Here is a 17,310-nt window from a genome sequence, read left to right as displayed (position 1 = left end):
ATGCGCCTACTTTTTAGAAATATAGCTTTGTTTTTTAACTTTTATAAAGATAAAATGGAAGTAAAATATTTCTTTGGATGACAAAAATAGGAAGATTTCTGGCACTTTAAAGGAGCATATCCTTTCACAATTTCCATGCCATATTTAAAGAAATGGGCAAATAAATCAACTACAGTAGTAGCAAGACATTAATGAGCAACATTGCCCCATATTTCGGACACCGACAGGCGTTTGACGAGTGGCGATTTGAGGAGTGTGGTATCGGTTTCAATTTTACCTATATATAAATACATCATGTTGGGTATTATTTCTTGGGTACTTGGATTGACGCCAGGCAGATGTATGGTATCCAAATACGCCCCCAAAGTATATTCTTTTGGTTTTGGAATTCGGTTCATCCCATACATTCTAACAACCCTGACGGTAGCATCGGGGGTGAAATAATAGGCTAATTGTTGTTTGATTTGCTGACGTTGAAGTGGGTCTTTATTATGCGCCAACGAATTAAGTAGCCCTCCCAGTACTTTGACAGAGACTGTGGAAGAATCAGAAGATACTCCTACTCCACTCCTAAAAGTGCTTCCTTCGCAAGATTTCATTTCCAAAACAGGGGTTTGGCTTATGGGTATCTCATTGAAATACCGATGTAGATACGAAGAGGAATAGGCATGGAACTGCCGAAAAGATACTTGATATAAATCACTGGAATCCAACGGCATAAGCATCCGTTCAAACGCACGAACAAGCGATTCGGTAAACAACGACGCACTGTGGTTCTCATTGACCCAAGAAGGCTCATCAGGCAACGAACTCCCCATTTTGACGATACCACAATGCCCTAAAAACAGTTTTTTAACTACCTGCTTACGATATGCCATCGACACTCCAAGGGTATCGATTACTCGTTGGGGAGAATGAATACTTTGCGCACTATACTCTGATACAATCAATCCCAAGTGCAGCTTTTTGGCTTTTTGCTTGACCTCCAGCCAACTAGCAACCTCATCTACTGATAACCCAACTGTTGGATTGTCTCGTAGTTTCCAGTGGGCAAAAAGGCTGCTTTTATTAGGAGGAAGAAGACCAAAGCCAGTATAGTATATGACTACGATGTCATTTTCACTAGTGGGCAGGCTATCAATGGTTTGATGAAGGTCATTGGCAGTAAATCTTTGCTTTGAAAGGTGGATTACCTCCATTTTATAATCCAATTCCCGCTCTACAATTTCTAAGATATAAAGCATATCTGATTCATTGCGTAATTGCAACAAACCAAAATTACTACCCTCATCATCAACAACAAAAAGTATATATAATTTTTGAGCATGTATAGACACAGAAATACATAACCCAAAACAAAGCAATAGTAAGTTTTTCATTTATTGACTATTAATATCGTTTCTTATCAAAAAACGAACCAGATATTTAGCCAAAACGTCATATTGTTTGCCATTTTTGTTTTTATAATGAAGTGAGTTATATTTCCTTATCCCTTCACATTCAATTCAAAAGAAGTACCTTTCCCGACTTCACTTTCGACGGATAAGGATGTTTTATTTTTCTGCACAAAATTGTAAATCAATACCATACCTAATCCCAGCCCGTGAATCCCTACGTCGGGTTTGACTTTCCCTGCAAATACTTGCTGTAAATAATGGAGCTGGTCAGGGGCAATACCTTTTCCAGTGTCCGTAATCGTGATTGTTAAATCATTGGAAGTCTTACCCACGGCAGGTGAACTGATTCGGATTAAAATCTTCCCCCCTTCTGCTGTGTTTTTGATGGCATTGTCTAGTAAGTTTCGCACCGTCATCAACAACCCTTTGGGGGCGATTTCTGTAACAAAACTTGCTGGCAACTCCGCTAACAAATCAATCTTTTGGGATTGCGCAATCGGAAGATAGGTTTGGTGTAGTTCCGCCAGCAAAGGTACTACATCCACCTGTTGACGAACTTCCGCCACATCTGGCGTAAAATACTGACTTTTGCCCCATTCAAACAGGTTATTGAGCAGTAGGTTGGTCTTTTGTCTCATGGATTCAATTTGTTGGATTACTCTCTCCAACTCTTGCTTTTTACCTTCTTGAATCAGGTGTGGCAACAATCCACCCATGTCATTGAGACTGTTGATGGGTGTACGTAAATCATGCGCTATAATGGTATAGAATTTATCACGGCCTTGCTGCAACTCCAACAGTTTTTTGTTGGTTTGCCGCAGTTTTATTGAAAAACCGAGAATCGTTCCAATCAACCCCAAAGCAACCAGCAAACCGCCAAACAAAAGTTCTTTATGGGATTCAGCTATTTGGAGGGTACGTTCTTTGCTTTGAACTTCTATCTGACTTTGGAGCAATTTGGTTCTGTTTTCAGTTGCCTGATTTTCTAAAGCTAGGTTTTTTAAAACAGCCTCGCGTTTTTCGGCTTCGTATTGAGCTTGAAGCAGTTGATTTCGGCTTTCGGCTACTTGCTTTTCTAAGGATAAACGTTTCAGTTCGGCCTCTTTTTCGGTAAAGGAGTACTTTTCCTTGATTTCATACACGGCCAACCTGCGGTCATTGTCACGAATCAGGTTATTATACTTGTCGTATTCGTCGTATGCCTTTATACCCGCTTTCCAATTGCCTATCTCAAAGTATGCGTTTTTTAAACGCCTGTTCATTCCCCGTAATGCCTTCATATTCTTAGGGTCTTCAATCTTGGCTCGCCTAATCGCTTCCTTCATATAGACAATAACACTGTCGTATTTTTTTAAATGTGTGTAAGTATTGGCTACATTTCTATAATCTGGGTAAGTGGCTTTAATGTCAGGATGGTTCAGTATTTTCAAACCCAATTCCAAAAGTTTATCAAATTTTTTGGAATTTAAGTAACCTTGTTGAGCAGCTCGATAAATTGCTTTTCTCAAGAATGATAAGTGCGGATTTTTATCCAGTATTTCATTGGCAGCTTTGAAGGCTTCCATTTGTTGTTTTTCAGTTATTTCTTGGGAAAAAGATGGATGGCTGTTCAAAACAGTACGATAGTACGTAAACCTGTCAATGACGTGCTTAGATTTTTCGGATAAGGCCACCAACTTAGCAAAATTCTCCTGATTCATTTTCAGTAAATCCTTTTTAATAAATGGGCCGTAGCTTGGGTCGTCTTGCGTAAATTGCCTCAATGACCAACTAAGGCACTGAATGATACCCGACGTATCTTTTTGTTGGGTAAACTGGGCCCGTGCTTTCATCATGTATTCATAAGCAACCTCTTCTTGCCAAGTTGAGTGATACATCCCCATGATATAATTTGCCATGGCAAGCCCCAAGGTTGATTTATGCTTGGTGGCCAATTTCACTATTCTATTGTACTGTTCTGTAGTGATTGAATCGTCCCGCTGTGACTTACCCAACTCAATGGCAATCAATAAATGCAGGTATTGGCTCGATTGAGGATTGAGTTTGCTTTTCCGTTCCACTTCTTCTAAACTATCCAAGCGAGACGCAGAAATGAGATAATCACGAAAAGATTTAAAGGATATATTTTGGGCATATACGAGCCCAATTGAAAGCAAGTAAAACGATAGAAAACTAACAAATCTCATAATTTGCTGATTTACGACAAGGTTTTGAAACTTAAAGTGCTTAACAAGTTAAGTCTTCCAAACTAATTTAAATGAAGTACCTACCCCAATTTCACTCATTACATAAATGTTGATATTATTTTTTCGGGCAAAGTTGTAAATCAAAATCATGCCTAATCCTAACCCTTGAATTCCTACTTCTGGTTTTGTTTTCCACAAAAATACCTGTTGTAAGTAGCTCAACTGAATAGGTTTAATTCCGTCTCCCGTATCAGAAATCACAATCGAGTAATGGCGAAATTTATAATCACTTTTATATGCCTTAATCAGAATTTTCCCACCAGGTGGCGTATACTTTAAGGCATTGTCTAGTATATTACTGATGGCTATTTCAAATCCTTTTTGGTCAGCTAAAAGTGGCAAAGAAGATGGTAGTGACAACTCTAAAGACACTCCTTTTGATTCGGCAAAAGGGAAGTAGTAATTATATATTGTTTGTAAAGGGATAATTGCTTCAAAGACAATAGGACGTGTTACAGATTGATTAACAAAATAGTCACTTTTCCCCCATTCAAATAGATTATTTAGGAGCAAATTCGATTGATACCTCATTTTTTCAATCTGCTTAATAACCCTATCTAACTCCTCAACTTTTCCTTCTTTAATAAGATATTGTAACAATATACCCATGTCATTAAGGCTTTTCATAGGTAAGCGCAAATCGTGCGCAATGATGGTATAAAACTTGTCTCTTGCTTGCTGAAGGCGCAATAATTTAATATTAGTTTTCTGAAGTTTTATTGAAAAAAAAAGTACAATTCCAACCATCGTAAGGGTCACAAGTAAGCCGCCAAACAAAAGCCTTTTTTGCGAATCGGCTATTTCCTTTTCTAAAGTAAGTCTTTCGAGTTTCGCTTCCTTATCGGCAAATGAGTACTTTTCCCGCAGGTGAAATAACGCTACACTACGGTCATTATTACTGATCACATAAACCAGACTGTCATACTTTTCGTCTATCTGTATGCTTGCTTTTAAATTTCCAGCTTCATAATACGCTTTCTTTAAGAATATATATATGTTTTTTAGTCGAATGATTGACTTGGGTCTTTCTATCTTTATGCGCTTTGCGGCTTCTTCCAAAGCTGCTATGGCCATGTCATATTTTTTTATTGACAGATAAGCATTGCCTAAATATTGATAATCCATAAAATCAATTTTTTTGCTTGTATGGTTTATCACCTTCAAGGCAAACTCAAGCACTTTATCATGCTTTTTCTTTCTTCTGTATCCTTCTTGAATGTTTTTATAAACATTGGCTCGGATATACTCAAAATAGGGGTACTTGTCAATAATTTTGAGCGTTTTTTGCAGAGCATCCTCCATTTGACGTTCTGTTGGTTGAGGGCCAAGATAAGGATCACAAGCCATGATAAGCAGGTAATACATATAATTGTCAATGGGATACTTTGATTGTTGACCAAGTGCTACGACTCTATCAAAGTAAAATTTGGGTAAATTTATGTCTGCTCTTCTTGTATGAGCTCGCAAAAGTTTGGAACAGTGAATTATTCCTGTCGTATCATTGATTGCTGTAAAAATTTTCTCAGCTTTTGTTAAATAACTGTATGACAGCGAATCATCTTGGTCAATGGTATGCTCTCTTCCAAGTATGTAATATGCCATAGCCAAACCAAGTTGTGATTTTTGTACTGAAGCTTGTTGTACAATCAGGCTCATTTTTTTTAAATCTATCGTATCATAATCGTTTTGTTTTTTCAGTTGATTTACAATCGATAAACTCAATAATTCACTTTTAGAATTTGACGCTAATTGTGTCTTATAGTTATCAAAATTGTACGTTAAAACGAGATAATCACGAAAAGAGTTAAAAGATTTATTCTGTGCATATCCTGTCTCAGAAATATACATCAATAAGAAAAGAAGAAGTGAGTATTTCATAAATCGCAAACACATTACATACAATAGAAGTGGCTCTCGTGAAATCTTGGATAAACGTCAACAAATCTATATAAGAAAGAATGACACAAAACCATTAGTTTTATTCAATTCCACGCAAAATTATATACTTGCACTATATACTATACTATAAAAACATACTAATTAATTTCTTACGTTATCAAAATTAATGGTTTATCTTTTAAAAAAGGCTACCTTGAATTAGCCAAAACGTTATCACACTTATCATATATGTTTTTTTTAAAAGGCATCATTGTTTCATTTCCTGCCAACTCTATTTTTGCTTCATTAATTCCACGACCAAGTTTTATATTGTTTGATATAACACTTACAGCAAATTATATGTTTGAGCATATAAACTATAGCTATGAAAGACATTGTGATTGTGATACTAGAAGATGACCCAATTGACCAAATTAAATTAGAAATTATGCTTACTGAGCGCATTTCTTCCAATTATACATTTCGGTTAGGGGGCATTTTTACAAAATTGACAGATTTAATCAAATATCTTGATAATCATGAAGTTGACTTGGTACTATCAGATATTATGATTGAAAACAAACCGATTGGTATTGAGCTTCTTAAAACTCTTAGAGACACCCTCGTTCCCATCGTACTGATGACCACGTCTCAAGACCAAAATCTATTTTTGGAGGCCCAAAAGAACCTTAGCGTTCAGTACCTAATTAAACCTTTTCATGCTATTACGCTACAATCAGCCATCGAAAAGACCTTGGAAGCACAAACGAAAAGCAAAGAGTATGATTTTATAGATAGAAAGTACATATACTTGAGTAGTAGGACAGGTCAACAAGAGCAGGTTAGGTTCACTGAAATTGTTTACATCGAAGCCGAGGATAGTCATTGTTACATACATACACCCGCTAAAAGGTATGTACTGAAAAAATCATTAACCAAGCTCCTGGAAGAGTTTTTGGATGCACAATTTATTCGCATCCATCACAAGTTTGCAGTCAATACACTACACGTTCAGCAATTAGAAGCCAATACAATTAAACTGACTGGATTGGTGATACTTCCCGTTGGAAGAAGCTTTAGAAAGGAGCTAAATCACCTTTTAAAAAGGCATATATAATCCCAAAATTGTCAGTTACCACCTAAAAAAAACCACTTACCTTACTTTAAGCCGTCACGTTTACAATGGGATACTATGATATACCATTTTTGGTATTATTTACATACCATTGCAATATCTCATGGCGAACATAAAGTTAGATTTTTGGTTAATGTGCTTCAAAAGACAAGCTTCTGAGGAATCAAGTGGAGCTCGGGCTAAAGCCAACTTTAAAATTTTCGATTTTGGTTCGAGCAACACTTACTTTTTCACCATACTACCTGAGCACAATAAAGATTTACGTACCCTCACTGATTCATTTCGGAGTACCCTTGAGGGTGATTATTGTTTAATAAGCGCTACTTATGAACATGCGCGGCCTTTTCTCGTGGGGGTTCGCACTGATTGGTTAATCAATCAAGTGGGGAGTCCCTACCCTGACTTGATTGATATTATTCCAAAAGTTCTAATTAATTGGAACAACCAATACAGCTTGTTTACTTTGAAATATGCTGCATTTCAGAAAGAGTATCAGCGGGCAGTCAATCCTGATTTGTTAGCCAAAAGCTACTTTCTTCAGTTCCTCCTTCTTTTTATCGATGATATTCAAACACAAATTCTGAGTAAAACTGAGAAAAACTTCCGAGAAATTGACTCCCGAAAGATCAAGGAAATCGAAGCACAAATAACGTCCGATTTTAAAAGATCGACTCCTTCCATCAGCGAGATGGCCAAAATGGCTGGAATGAGTGTCAGTAAATTCAAGATTTTATTCTACGAATTGTTTAATTCTAGCCCCCATCAATACATTTTAGATAAAAAGATGATGTATGCCCATGGCTTACTTCAAACTGGAAAATATTCGATAACACAAGTCGCTTATCAGGTTGGGTATCACCATCCTTCAGGCTTTACGCGTGTATTCAAGCAAAAATTCAACTATTCCCCCAACACTACTTACACCGAAAAACAATGATAGCGAAACATCACCCTTCGACTGTTGACTTTGTAGTCTCTACCGAATGTGTTCAGGCGGTAGTAGCATTATTACTCTCTCATAAAATCTCCTTTATTCTAACTCCTTCCAACAACCTAGAAATCAATCAGATAGATAATGAATTAAGAATAAAGCATTTTCATGGCGAATCAAAGCATGAAAATGTTGAAGCAGCCCAAGAAAGTGTTAAACCTTTGCGTATGAACAATATGAATATTTGGGATGATATAATAAAAAGAATATACCGAAAATACTTATTAGAAGGATTTGAGCAAGTTCCACCTACCGAACAACAAATCGCCGTTGAATATAATATCCCTTTGAATTTGTTTAAAAACAATTTCAAAGCAATCTACGGCAAGCCATTTTATCAGCTTTACATGGACAAGCGGATGGAACACGCTGCTAAACTCCTTAGAAATGGTTACAAAGCCGTAGAAGTTTCAAAATGTATTGGTTACAGCGACGGTTCTTGCATAAAGTTCAACAAGATGTTTCAAAAGCATTTTGGAATTACTCCTAAAAAATATCAACTGTTGCACATAGGTCGAATAGATAGAAGAGTGGTTTAATATACCTAAAAACCATTCAAAGGTTAGGCTTGCGGGTGATGGAGTCATAAAAGCCGTCTTTTTATATTGCTGTAAAAATGAAAAAGCACTTACGATTCGAACCGTAAGTGCTTTTTTGTTGTCGGGATAGCGGGATTTGAACCCACGACCCCTTGCCCCCCAGACAAGTACGCTACCGGACTGCGCCATATCCCGAAACTTTACCGTTAGCTTTCGCTAAAAGTGGCAGCAAAAGTATTTTATTTTTTGATAAGTGTCAACTCTTACTGAAATTATTCCCTTAAAAATTGACTTTCCTCCTCTAAAAAACGCTGAAAACGCTCCCGAATTTGACGATAAGCTGCGATTAACTCCCAGGCCTCCTCCGTTACAATCGCCCCTCCTCCTCTTTCTCCTCCCGTTTGGGTAACTACCAACTGCTTTTTGGCTTGCGTATTCAAAGAATTGACCATCTCCCAGGCTTTTTTATACGACATCCCCATTTGCTTGGCAGCTTGGTTGATGGAACCCGTCTCGGCAATGCGCTCCAATAGCTCTACCCTACCTGGCCCCAAAAATCGCTGCTCGTCACTTTCTATCCAAAGACTTCCTGATACCCTAAATGGGATTTCTTTTAAAAGATGCTTCACGTTCTACTTTTTTTCTTGACCCAAATCTACTGATTGTCAGTGATTAAAAAATTATTTCCAAAAAAATAATAATCTAACTGTTGACAGTGTCAAAAATCGGCGTACCTTTGCACCACGTTTCACAAACGCAGCGAACAATGAGACCAGTCGGCCCGTTCGTCTAGCGGTTAGATTCCTGGTCAGGCACTTTCAAGAAAAATAAAAATATTTTTTGTGCAAATGTTTTTTGTGTGAAATATAATCGTACCTTTGCACCACGTTTCACAAACGCAGCGAACAATGAGACCAGTCGGCCCGTTCGTCTAGCGGTTAGGACACGACCCTTTCACGGTTGAAACAGGGGTTCGATTCCCCTACGGGTCACAATCGCAGCGCGAAACGTAACGCCTCAAAACCACAAGTTTTGGGGCGTTTTTGTTTTTTAGCCTTCCCAAACGCGCCCGCTACTTGGCCGTGACCAATTCAAGCATTGTGTAGGATTTAAGCCCCATTCGTTGGCCGTCTTGCAAAAACTCTTCTAACAATTGTACCGAAAAAGCGTAGGGTTCTTCCGAAGGCGTAAACAGTGGACGATGGCCCAGCAACATTAGCACAGAATGGGTGTTTTTAGCCCGAATCAGACCATCTTTCAATTGGGAACGCGTCAGGTTCGTGTATTGGTCAATCAGCAACGCGTGAACCTTTTGTGAGCCATCAAACTGATAATAAATATCGTCGATGGCAAAAATGGGCTGGCGAATCGTAATAAAAGGCAAATGCCGCTCGGTCATCGAAACATCGCGCAACAGTTTAAAATAATCACGCAAGAGTCGTCGGTCAGTCCACCACGTTTGTTGCCCGCCGACGTGCGCAAACGTAACGGGTCGAAAACCTGCTTTGCGCATTACATTTAATTCGCCTTCTATTTCAAATTTGTAAAAATCGTCCAACGCTCCTCCCCCTCTGAGCCAATCCAATACCCTAATGTGGGCCGCGCCGTGCGCTCCAATTTCGTGCCCGTCTTGGGTAAGTTCATGCAGTAACTGTACTTCTTTCGGGCTTAAACTGTCAAACTGCGTTACGTAAAACGTCGCCTTTGCACCGTATTTTTTTAGCAGCGGCCGCAGCTTCGTCCATTCCTCCACATAACGGTCGTCAAAAGTCAGAGCATACCCTGCTCGATGCTGGTTTTCAGGCCGTTCGTTACACCCTATCATCAGGATACTCAGTACAGCAAACCATCCCAAAACGCTATTTTTCATCCCCAAGTTTTTTAACTTTTTTGCCTATCCCACCTCCCCTTTTTTTTGTTGGTAGAGGTTTTTGGTTTTCTATGAATGTCTTTGTATTATCGTCGCGGCAAATGTAGTGCCCTAAAACCAAACCACCTACTTACTCATGTTTGTTTTGACCCAACAACCCTCCGTAGCCAACCATTTTTTAGCCGAACTTCGTGACGTTGACGTTCAACAAGACCGCATGAAGTTTCGCCGAAACCTAGAACGGATGGGGGAATTATTGGCGTATGAAATCTCTAAATCGTTGCCATACCGTCAAGCGCAAGTGACTACGCCGCTGGGAGTTGCCCAAACTCGATTACTACGTCAGCCTCCCGTTTTGGCCACTATTTTGCGCGCAAGTTTGCCTTTTCACCAAGGCTTTCTCAATATTTTTGACCAAGCCGACAACGCTTTCATTGGTGCCTACCGAGGCCACCACATTGGCGAAGAAGACTTTCAAGTAGAAATGGACTACATTACCGCCCCTGATTTACAAGACCGTACGCTTATTTTGATGGATCCCATGCTGGCCACAGGTCGGTCGATAGAAAAGGTATATCATGCACTCCTTCGATTTGGTATTCCTGCCCAAACGCACATCGCCGCCGTCATTGCCAGTCCCGAAGGGGTAAAATACCTCCAAAGCCGAATGCCCGAATGTCGTCTTTGGATTGGTGCCATCGACGAAAAACTTGACCCTCATTATTACATCGTGCCAGGTTTGGGTGACGCAGGTGATTTGTCATTTGGGGCGAAAGTTTAAAAAACACATGAGCAGAGGCAAGTGGCACTGAGCGCTTCTCATAAAAAATACCATTTATTCCAACAATCAGCTACGTAATGTCCACCATCAAAAACGATACTCCAACCTCAGTACGGGAAGGCGAGCAGCTTGACTTAGCCCAACTCAACGCCTATTTTGGGACTCAAGCCCCTGCAATCGGGACAGTTACGGAAGTAAGTCAATTTCCAGGAGGCTATTCTAATTTAACCTACTTCCTAAAAACCGATACAGGGAAGGAATTTGTGCTGCGACGCCCGCCGTTTGGAGCTAAAAATATCAAAGGAGGACATGACATGGGGCGGGAGTTTCGGGTGTTGTCGATGCTGCACGCGGCAGGGTACACCAAAATTCCTACGCCTATTGTTTTTTGTGACGATGAAAATATCCTCGATTGCCCCTTTTACGTCATGGAGCGCGTGCAAGGTGTGATTCTAAGGGCACATTCGGCGTCCAAATTGGGTTTGAGCGAAACAACCATGCGGCAACTTTCGGAGGCATTGGTGGACAACTTGGTGGTTTTACACGGCTTAGACATTCAGCAAACAGGGTTAATCCAACTCGGGAAGCCAGAAGGTTACATACAACGTCAAGTCGAAGGCTGGTACCGTCGGTATCAAAACGCCCAAACCGACGATGTGCCCGCTTTTGAGCAGGTGTATCAGTGGTTGGTGAGAAATTTGCCTGCTGAAAACGCCCCCACCCTGATTCACAACGACTATAAATACGACAATGTAGTGCTCAATTCCCAGAATTTAAACGAAATTTTGGCGGTATTGGATTGGGAAATGACCACCATCGGCGACCCACTCATGGACGTAGGCACCTCGCTTTCTTATTGGGCCGAAGCAGGCGATGGGGCATTTGAGAAAAGTTTTAACCTAACGTGGCTTCCTGGCAACTTAACACGTCAAGAATTTGCCGACCGCTATGCCGAAAAAAGTGGCCGCGATTTGTCCAACATTTTGTATTACTACGTTTTCGGCTTGTTCAAAAACACAGTTGTCATTCAGCAGATTTATGCGCGCTGGAAAAAAGGATTTAGCAAAGATGAGCGTTTTGGCGCCTTATTGATGGGCGTACATGCCTTAACCAACTCAGCCTCTAAAGCCATCGAGCGCGGCAAAATATAGGAGTTAGATTTCCGACTCCGCGCTTCTGCGTGAGCCAAAAGGTAAGGCACAAAGGCTTACTCTAAAGCAGAAACGTGGATTTCTTCAAGTAGTTTTGATTGGGAGAGAAAACAAATAAGCAAGCTCCGTTTTTAAGGGTTTCGATAATGTCTTTGTGGATTCCGTACGGTACGGCTGGGCAACCGAAACTGCGTCCCAAACGGCCAATTTTACGAATAAAATCTTCGCTGACATAGTCGGCGCCGTGCATTACGACCGCACGGTCGAGGGCGTTGGTGTTAAAGCCATTTTCAAGCCCTTTGAGTTTCAGCGACAAGCCGTGTTTGCCTTGGTACGTCCCCAAAGTTTGGTAAAATCCCAAACTTGATTGCAGCGAAGAGACTTCATTAGAAAATTTTTGTGCAAACAAATCCCCCGAATTACGTCCATGTGCCACGTAGGTACGGAAAAGGAGCTTCCGTTTGAGCAAATCAATGACGTACAAACGCTTATTCACCGAAGGTTGGCTCAAATCCACAATGGCCAGAATGGCTTTGGCTGGGTTTACTTTCTGAACTCCGCGAATGGCATACTCAAAAACGCTGTGGCTGAGTCCTGCTTCGTCTAAGCTGAGTTCTTGGTAGATGGTTACCAAAGAACTGTAGGTGGTTAAGCGAGGTTTGGCGGTGACTGTCAGGGAAGAAAGTACGAATAAAAAAACAAATAGGCGGGCATGTAATGACTTCATAAACTCCATTTTCGAGATTCACGTTTCTATTTCACAAAAAAGCTAACGCCTAAATTAAAAAAAATGTTGCATTTTTTACGATTCTTTTTCCGATAAACTGATTATAATCAGGATAATAGAACAGGTCCTTCCCCAACGATTGCCTTTGTCTATTTGAATATTTTCCGAATAAAACTTCCTAAAAAGCTTCCTGTGAACGCAGGAAAAAACTGCAATAAAGCCGTGAATTGGGTTGCTTCGGCATCAAGTGGAGTCATAATTTTGAACGTATTGAACACCAAATAAAATAGCGCAATCAATACAGTTTGCTCAATCGCCAACAACCATCCTTTTTTGGGTTGAAGCCACCCCAGCCCCAACGCAGTAAGCATTCCAACAAAAAACGGTGTGTGAATAGTAGGGCCTATAAAACAGAAAATTGTTACTAGAATACTTGTTCCAATGGTGATGATAACGTCACGAATTAAGTTTTTTGTCCAAAAGAGCGTCATGGCTTTTCCATTAAAATTTTTGCAAAATTAACTCAAAACATCCCATTTATCAGGCATTGGTTTTACCTATCTTCGCATTTTCAAACCTCAAACCTATCTTCCATGAAAAAAATCGCCGTTTCTATTTTGTTATTTGGCAGTTTAATCGCCTGCTCGCCCGACCCAAATCAGTCAACAACTACTGAGTTTCCCATTGTTGGAACTTGGAAGCTACTGCAAGGCACCACCATCAAAGGCAAAGACACCACGCGTACCGATTACACCAAAGGGCAAGAAATGATTAAGATCATTAGCCCAACGCACTTTGCTTTTTTGCGCCACGACCTTCAACATGGCAAAGACTCTACGGCCGATTACAGTGCAGGTGGTGGCCGCGTGACCATTGGCGAAAAAAGCTACACCGAATACTTGGATTATTTCAATGTCAGAGAATGGGAAGGTGGAAAATTTGATTTTGAGTACGAAATCAAAGGGGACACGTTGGTAATTACGGGCATCGAAAAAGTAGAAAAACTGGGCGTCAATCACCTCAATATCGAAACCTACATTCGTCAAAAATAAACAACACCGTTGCGCTTCGCTATGAGCTTTTTCAAAGACTTATTTCTTAAAACCCGTCATTTTGCTTTGTACGGTTTTCTGATGGCGATTTTGGTATTTGCCCTGAAATGGCTGCAATGGAAGTTTTTAATCATAGACAATTCCATTGAGATTTACGTCGGAATCATTGCCGTCCTTTTTATGCTGCTTGGAATATGGGTAGCCAACCAACTGTTCAAACCCCAAGTGCAAACGGTGTTTATTGAAAAAGAAGTAGTACTCGAACCGCTCTCCGCTCCCATTGTTAACGAAACTGAACTTCAAAAACTGAATTTGAGCACGCGTGAATACGAGGTTTTACAGCTTTTGGCACAAGGATACAGCAACGCCGAAATCGCCGAACGGTTGTTTTTATCGCTGAGTACCATCAAAACGCACGTCTCCAATTTATTTGTAAAAATGGACGTCAAAAGCCGAACTCAGGCCATTGAAAAAGCCAAGCGACTGAATATCATTATCTAACGCCCTCTCCTACTTTAGTCTGAATTTGGCCTAAAAACACATTTTGGTACTTTAGTATGAGTCCCAAACCACCTGCTCAACCTAGTTTTGCCGAAAATAAAACCCTAAAAAACAATGAAACGCTACATCTTCATTTTCGGACTTGTTCTCGGCACTATCTTATGTGTCAACATGGTTTACATGGTCAACTTGTGCTACACCAACCCCGATTTCAGCGGCAACGAGCTCATGGGTTATGCGGCCATGGTGCTTATTTTTTCGCTTATCTTTTTTGGCGTTCGCAACTACCGCAACAAAGAGCTGGGCGGACATATCTCGTTTGGTCAAACTTTTAAAACGGGGGCTTTTATCGCCCTCATTGGCTCAACAATGTACGTCTTTGTTTGGCTTTTTTATTACTATTTGTTTGTGCCTGATTACCTCGACATTTACACTTCACACGTTCTCAAGGAGGTAGCCCAAACGGATACAGCGGCGTTGGCCGCCAAAACCAAAGAAATGGCGGAGTTTAAAGAAATGTACAAAAATCCCTTGTATGTTGTACTCATCACTTACACCGAAGTATTGCCCGTAGGGCTAATTGTGGCGCTGGTAAGTGCGCTTATCTTGAAGCGAAAAAACAATACCGAAGTATATTCGTAAATAAAACCTCCCGAAAGTTTTGAACTTTCGGGAGGTTCAAGGAGGTTTTAGCGAAGAATTTTATTCGGCCTTAAAAACGGCATCCATGCGTTCGCTGATCACTTGCAAACGCTTACGATCGCCGCCTGGTACTTCGGCCGAGCCCCATCCTGAGTAGCCTACTTTTGCCAAGGCTTTATTAACGACAGGCCAATTACAATCACCGTCCATCAACTCCACGTCAAACCCTTTCCAAAGGCCTTCATCTTGTTGTTTTTTACGGCTAAATTCTTTGATGTCAATTTTCATAATGCGCTTTCCGAGCGCCTCAATCCAATGCTCGGGCCAACCGTAACGAAGGATATTGCCCACGTCGAAATACCAGCCCACCAATGGGTGATTAATTTCATCGACAAAACGAGCCGCTTCTACTGGGCTTATCAAGAAATTATTCCAAACGTTTTCCAAGGCGATTTTGATACCCGTTTTTTCCGCTTCAGGAATCAATTTTTTTATTTCAACTTGAGCACGTTGATACGCATCTTGGTAACTTGTACCTGCATTGACGGCCCCTGGAACCAACAAAACCGTCGTTCCACCGTAGAGTTTACAGTCGTTCAATGACTTAATCATTGACTTTGAGCAAGTCTCTCTTATTTTAGGATCTGCATCCGTAAGCGGCGATTTCCAGTGTACCGAGTTGACCACCCCAGGAATCACTAACCCTGTCTTGTCACGGGCTTCTAGAATTTCTTTTGGGTCTAACTCATTGGGAGAATCAAGCTCCACCCCGTCGAATCCTAGGTCTTTGAGCAGCTTAAACTTGTCAAGCACCGAAAGTTTTTCGGTCACCATTCCGTATTTAAGGCTCTTTTTTATCAACGGGCGCGCTACGGGTTTTACCGCAAGGGCAGCACGATCTATACCCACCACCGCAGCCGTAGTTGCGATGGTGGAGGTTTTCAAGAAGTCTCTTCTTTGCATGAGGTGATTAGAAGAAAGGAGTAAAACCTGGGCGAGCTACTTCTACTTTTGGTGCAGGCATATCCCAGCTTGTAATGTCTGGTGCCAATACCTCGTTCGACTTAATCGCTTCGTCCCACGTAATTTTCTTCCCTGTGTAGGCCGCCATACGTCCCATAATCGCAAGCATGGTACTGTTGGCCATCCACTCACCGTTGTTGATAGGCTTGCTGTTACGAATCGACGCAAACAGTTCGTTGTGTTCTGTTTGGTACATATCGTTCTGAGCACCAGAGTACTCCCAAGGATTCGCGCCTTCAATTTTGTGCGTTGGGCGTGAGCAGTTGGCCATCGCACGTCCTTTCGTACCAAAGGTTTCTACCAAATAGCTACGCTCACAATTTTCTTGCTGACGCGAGAAGTGGAACCCTTTTGCTCCGTTTGGATAGTCGTACGTAATGGCAAAGTGGTCAAAAATATGTCCGTATAATGGGTCAACGCGTACTTGGCGACCTCCTGTTCCCACAGCACTTACTGGTAAAACGTCGCCCATTGCCCACGACATCATGTCGATGCTGTGTACGGCTTGTTCTACGATGTGGTCACCTGCCAACCACGTGTAATACATCCAGTTACGCAATTGGAATTGCAAATCGTTCCAGCCTTCTTGACGAGGGAATGACCATGCGCCACCTGTGTTGTAGGTGTTGTAAACCGACATTACTTCGCCAATTGCACCTTCGTTGATTTTACCAAATACGGCGCGTTTTGGCTCGTGAAAACGCCAGCAGAAGCCCGACACCAAAGAGACATTTTTCTCTTTGGCTAACTTGGCCAATTCCAATACTTTGCGGATACCTGGAGCATCAACCGCTACTGGTTTTTCGCAGAAAATATGTTTTCCTGCCTTAATAGCAGCTTCCAAGTGAAGCGGACGGAAATGTGGCGGTGTTGCCAAAAGAACAACATCCACACCCGAGTCGATTACTTTTTGGTAGGCATCAAAACCAACAAATTTACGGCCTTCGTCCACCTGTACTTTGTCGCCGTGTACTTTACGAAGACCTTCGAGGCAGGTATTAAAACGCTCTGGGAAAATTTCACCAAGGGCGTAAAGAACAACGTTGGGATCGGCTTTCAAAGCTTGCATGGCAGCTCCCGAGCCACGTCCACCACAACCAATAAGACCTACTTTAAGTGTTTCCGAATTCATACCAGCAAACGCTTTGTTCGGAATAATGATGGATGGAAATGCAGTTCCTGCTAAAGCAGCACCTGCCAATTTTAGCACTTCACGGCGAGTGGTGTTCATGAGAATTGAAAGGATTTAGAAATGAATGAGCTAACTGACTGAACGCTCGATTTTCAACAAAAATACAATTTTATCGAAAACCTTGCATCCAAATTTTAACTCAAATTTGATACTATTTTTTTAAAATATATAGCACAAATAATAAT

General features: G+C 41.0%; 17 protein-coding genes and 2 tRNA genes. 9 read left to right on the top strand and 10 right to left on the bottom strand.

The window, feature by feature from the left end; translation table 11 throughout:
* Window positions 1-188 precede the first annotated feature (188 nt).
* The 3 genes from K339_RS0131695 to K339_RS0131685 form a co-directional block, all read right to left on the bottom strand.
* The gene (locus K339_RS0131695; RefSeq protein WP_157607846.1) at window positions 189-1,244 is read right to left on the bottom strand and encodes a hypothetical protein; all 1,056 of its coding nucleotides are present in this window, start codon (window positions 1,242-1,244) and stop codon (window positions 189-191) included.
* Window positions 1,245-1,486: 242 nt separating this feature from the next.
* A complete protein-coding gene (locus K339_RS0131690; RefSeq protein WP_028527179.1) occupies window positions 1,487-3,583 on the bottom strand; it encodes an ATP-binding protein in 2,097 nt (698 codons plus the stop codon).
* Between the two features lie 48 nt (window positions 3,584-3,631).
* Window positions 3,632-5,521, bottom strand: coding sequence for a tetratricopeptide repeat-containing sensor histidine kinase (locus K339_RS0131685; protein ID WP_169731924.1), 1,890 nt, complete (start codon window positions 5,519-5,521; stop codon window positions 3,632-3,634).
* Between the two features lie 385 nt (window positions 5,522-5,906).
* Here K339_RS0131685 and K339_RS0131680 point away from each other — a divergent pair, with 385 nt between their 5' ends.
* The 3 genes from K339_RS0131680 to K339_RS36450 all read left to right on the top strand — a co-directional run bounded on the left by K339_RS0131680 (window position 5,907) and on the right by K339_RS36450 (window position 8,186).
* The gene (locus K339_RS0131680) at window positions 5,907-6,638 is read left to right on the top strand and encodes a LytR/AlgR family response regulator transcription factor (protein ID WP_028527177.1); all 732 of its coding nucleotides are present in this window, start codon (window positions 5,907-5,909) and stop codon (window positions 6,636-6,638) included.
* 109 nt (window positions 6,639-6,747) lie between these two features.
* Window positions 6,748-7,593 carry a helix-turn-helix domain-containing protein gene (locus K339_RS0131675; protein ID WP_157607844.1) on the top strand — a complete coding sequence of 282 codons (846 nt, stop codon included), beginning with the start codon at window positions 6,748-6,750 and terminating at the stop codon, window positions 7,591-7,593.
* Window positions 7,590-8,186: a helix-turn-helix transcriptional regulator gene (locus K339_RS36450; protein WP_028527175.1), complete on the top strand. Its 597-nt coding sequence runs from the start codon at window positions 7,590-7,592 to the stop codon at window positions 8,184-8,186. Before K339_RS0131675 ends, K339_RS36450 begins: the two co-directional genes overlap by 4 nt.
* Window positions 8,187-8,307: 121 nt before the next feature.
* Here the strand turns inward: K339_RS36450 and K339_RS0131665 are convergent.
* Window positions 8,308-8,381: transfer RNA gene (locus K339_RS0131665), tRNA-Pro, on the bottom strand.
* A gap of 77 nt (window positions 8,382-8,458) precedes the next feature.
* Window positions 8,459-8,815 (bottom strand): winged helix-turn-helix domain-containing protein, encoded by a 357-nt coding sequence (locus K339_RS0131660; RefSeq protein ID WP_028527174.1) that lies wholly within the window; start codon window positions 8,813-8,815, stop codon window positions 8,459-8,461.
* A gap of 291 nt (window positions 8,816-9,106) precedes the next feature.
* On the opposite strand from K339_RS0131660, the gene K339_RS0131655 reads away from it, so the two are divergent.
* A tRNA-Glu gene (locus K339_RS0131655) sits at window positions 9,107-9,178 on the top strand.
* A gap of 80 nt (window positions 9,179-9,258) precedes the next feature.
* On the opposite strand, the gene K339_RS35560 is transcribed toward K339_RS0131655, so the two are convergent.
* The gene (locus tag K339_RS35560; protein WP_084332384.1) at window positions 9,259-10,056 is read right to left on the bottom strand and encodes a polysaccharide deacetylase family protein; all 798 of its coding nucleotides are present in this window, start codon (window positions 10,054-10,056) and stop codon (window positions 9,259-9,261) included.
* 136 nt (window positions 10,057-10,192) lie between these two features.
* On the opposite strand from K339_RS35560, the gene upp reads away from it, so the two are divergent.
* Both upp and K339_RS0131640 read left to right on the top strand, forming a co-directional pair.
* Entirely contained in the window at window positions 10,193-10,837 is a 645-nt protein-coding gene (gene upp / locus K339_RS0131645) for a uracil phosphoribosyltransferase (RefSeq protein WP_028527173.1), read from the top strand.
* Between the two features lie 77 nt (window positions 10,838-10,914).
* Complete coding sequence (locus K339_RS0131640; protein ID WP_028527172.1) at window positions 10,915-11,988, top strand: phosphotransferase family protein; 1,074 nt, start codon at window positions 10,915-10,917, stop codon at window positions 11,986-11,988.
* Window positions 11,989-12,049: 61 nt separating this feature from the next.
* Here K339_RS0131640 and K339_RS35555 read toward each other — a convergent pair whose 3' ends face one another.
* Complete coding sequence (locus tag K339_RS35555) at window positions 12,050-12,715, bottom strand: murein L,D-transpeptidase catalytic domain family protein (RefSeq protein WP_229598858.1); 666 nt, start codon at window positions 12,713-12,715, stop codon at window positions 12,050-12,052.
* Between the two features lie 149 nt (window positions 12,716-12,864).
* Window positions 12,865-13,206, bottom strand: a complete 342-nt coding sequence (locus K339_RS0131630; RefSeq protein ID WP_028527171.1) for a hypothetical protein — start codon at window positions 13,204-13,206, stop codon at window positions 12,865-12,867.
* Window positions 13,207-13,308: 102 nt separating this feature from the next.
* On the opposite strand from K339_RS0131630, the gene K339_RS0131625 reads away from it, so the two are divergent.
* From K339_RS0131625 to K339_RS0131615, 3 genes are all read left to right on the top strand, one after another.
* The gene (locus K339_RS0131625; protein WP_028527170.1) at window positions 13,309-13,767 is read left to right on the top strand and encodes a hypothetical protein; all 459 of its coding nucleotides are present in this window, start codon (window positions 13,309-13,311) and stop codon (window positions 13,765-13,767) included.
* Window positions 13,768-13,788: 21 nt separating this feature from the next.
* A complete protein-coding gene (locus K339_RS0131620) occupies window positions 13,789-14,268 on the top strand; it encodes a response regulator transcription factor (protein ID WP_028527169.1) in 480 nt (159 codons plus the stop codon).
* A gap of 114 nt (window positions 14,269-14,382) precedes the next feature.
* Window positions 14,383-14,910 (top strand): DUF4199 domain-containing protein, encoded by a 528-nt coding sequence (locus K339_RS0131615; protein ID WP_028527168.1) that lies wholly within the window; start codon window positions 14,383-14,385, stop codon window positions 14,908-14,910.
* A 60-nt stretch (window positions 14,911-14,970) separates the two neighbouring features.
* On the opposite strand, the gene K339_RS0131610 is transcribed toward K339_RS0131615, so the two are convergent.
* The gene (locus K339_RS0131610; protein ID WP_028527167.1) at window positions 14,971-15,873 is read right to left on the bottom strand and encodes a sugar phosphate isomerase/epimerase family protein; all 903 of its coding nucleotides are present in this window, start codon (window positions 15,871-15,873) and stop codon (window positions 14,971-14,973) included.
* A gap of 7 nt (window positions 15,874-15,880) precedes the next feature.
* Complete coding sequence (locus K339_RS0131605) at window positions 15,881-17,164, bottom strand: Gfo/Idh/MocA family protein (RefSeq protein WP_028527166.1); 1,284 nt, start codon at window positions 17,162-17,164, stop codon at window positions 15,881-15,883.
* Between the last annotated feature and the right edge of the window lie 146 nt (window positions 17,165-17,310).

Origin of the sequence: Runella limosa DSM 17973, assembly GCF_000482465.1 — a bacterium.
GTDB lineage: Bacteria > Bacteroidota > Bacteroidia > Cytophagales > Spirosomataceae > Runella > Runella limosa.
The sequence above is the reverse complement of the archived record's forward strand: the minus strand, read 5'-3'. Positions and strand labels throughout refer to the sequence as shown.

Bases quoted from the DNA above. Each gene is read 5' to 3' on its own strand.
- K339_RS0131695 (WP_157607846.1), bottom strand. From the start codon at position 1,244: ATGCTTTATATCTTAGAAATTGTAGAGCGGGAATTGGATTATAAAATG.
- K339_RS0131690 (WP_028527179.1), bottom strand. From the start codon at position 3,583: ATGAGATTTGTTAGTTTTCTATCGTTTTACTTGCTTTCAATTGGGCTC.
- K339_RS0131685 (WP_169731924.1), bottom strand. From the start codon at position 5,521: ATGAAATACTCACTTCTTCTTTTCTTATTGATGTATATTTCTGAGACA.
- K339_RS0131680 (WP_028527177.1), top strand. From the start codon at position 5,907: ATGAAAGACATTGTGATTGTGATACTAGAAGATGACCCAATTGACCAA.
- K339_RS36450 (WP_028527175.1), top strand. From the start codon at position 7,590: ATGATAGCGAAACATCACCCTTCGACTGTTGACTTTGTAGTCTCTACC.
- K339_RS35560 (WP_084332384.1), bottom strand. From the start codon at position 10,056: ATGAAAAATAGCGTTTTGGGATGGTTTGCTGTACTGAGTATCCTGATG.
- upp (WP_028527173.1), top strand. From the start codon at position 10,193: ATGTTTGTTTTGACCCAACAACCCTCCGTAGCCAACCATTTTTTAGCC.
- K339_RS0131640 (WP_028527172.1), top strand. From the start codon at position 10,915: ATGTCCACCATCAAAAACGATACTCCAACCTCAGTACGGGAAGGCGAG.
- K339_RS35555 (WP_229598858.1), bottom strand. From the start codon at position 12,715: ATGAAGTCATTACATGCCCGCCTATTTGTTTTTTTATTCGTACTTTCT.
- K339_RS0131630 (WP_028527171.1), bottom strand. From the start codon at position 13,206: ATGACGCTCTTTTGGACAAAAAACTTAATTCGTGACGTTATCATCACC.
- K339_RS0131625 (WP_028527170.1), top strand. From the start codon at position 13,309: ATGAAAAAAATCGCCGTTTCTATTTTGTTATTTGGCAGTTTAATCGCC.
- K339_RS0131620 (WP_028527169.1), top strand. From the start codon at position 13,789: ATGAGCTTTTTCAAAGACTTATTTCTTAAAACCCGTCATTTTGCTTTG.
- K339_RS0131615 (WP_028527168.1), top strand. From the start codon at position 14,383: ATGAAACGCTACATCTTCATTTTCGGACTTGTTCTCGGCACTATCTTA.
- K339_RS0131610 (WP_028527167.1), bottom strand. From the start codon at position 15,873: ATGCAAAGAAGAGACTTCTTGAAAACCTCCACCATCGCAACTACGGCT.
- K339_RS0131605 (WP_028527166.1), bottom strand. From the start codon at position 17,164: ATGAACACCACTCGCCGTGAAGTGCTAAAATTGGCAGGTGCTGCTTTA.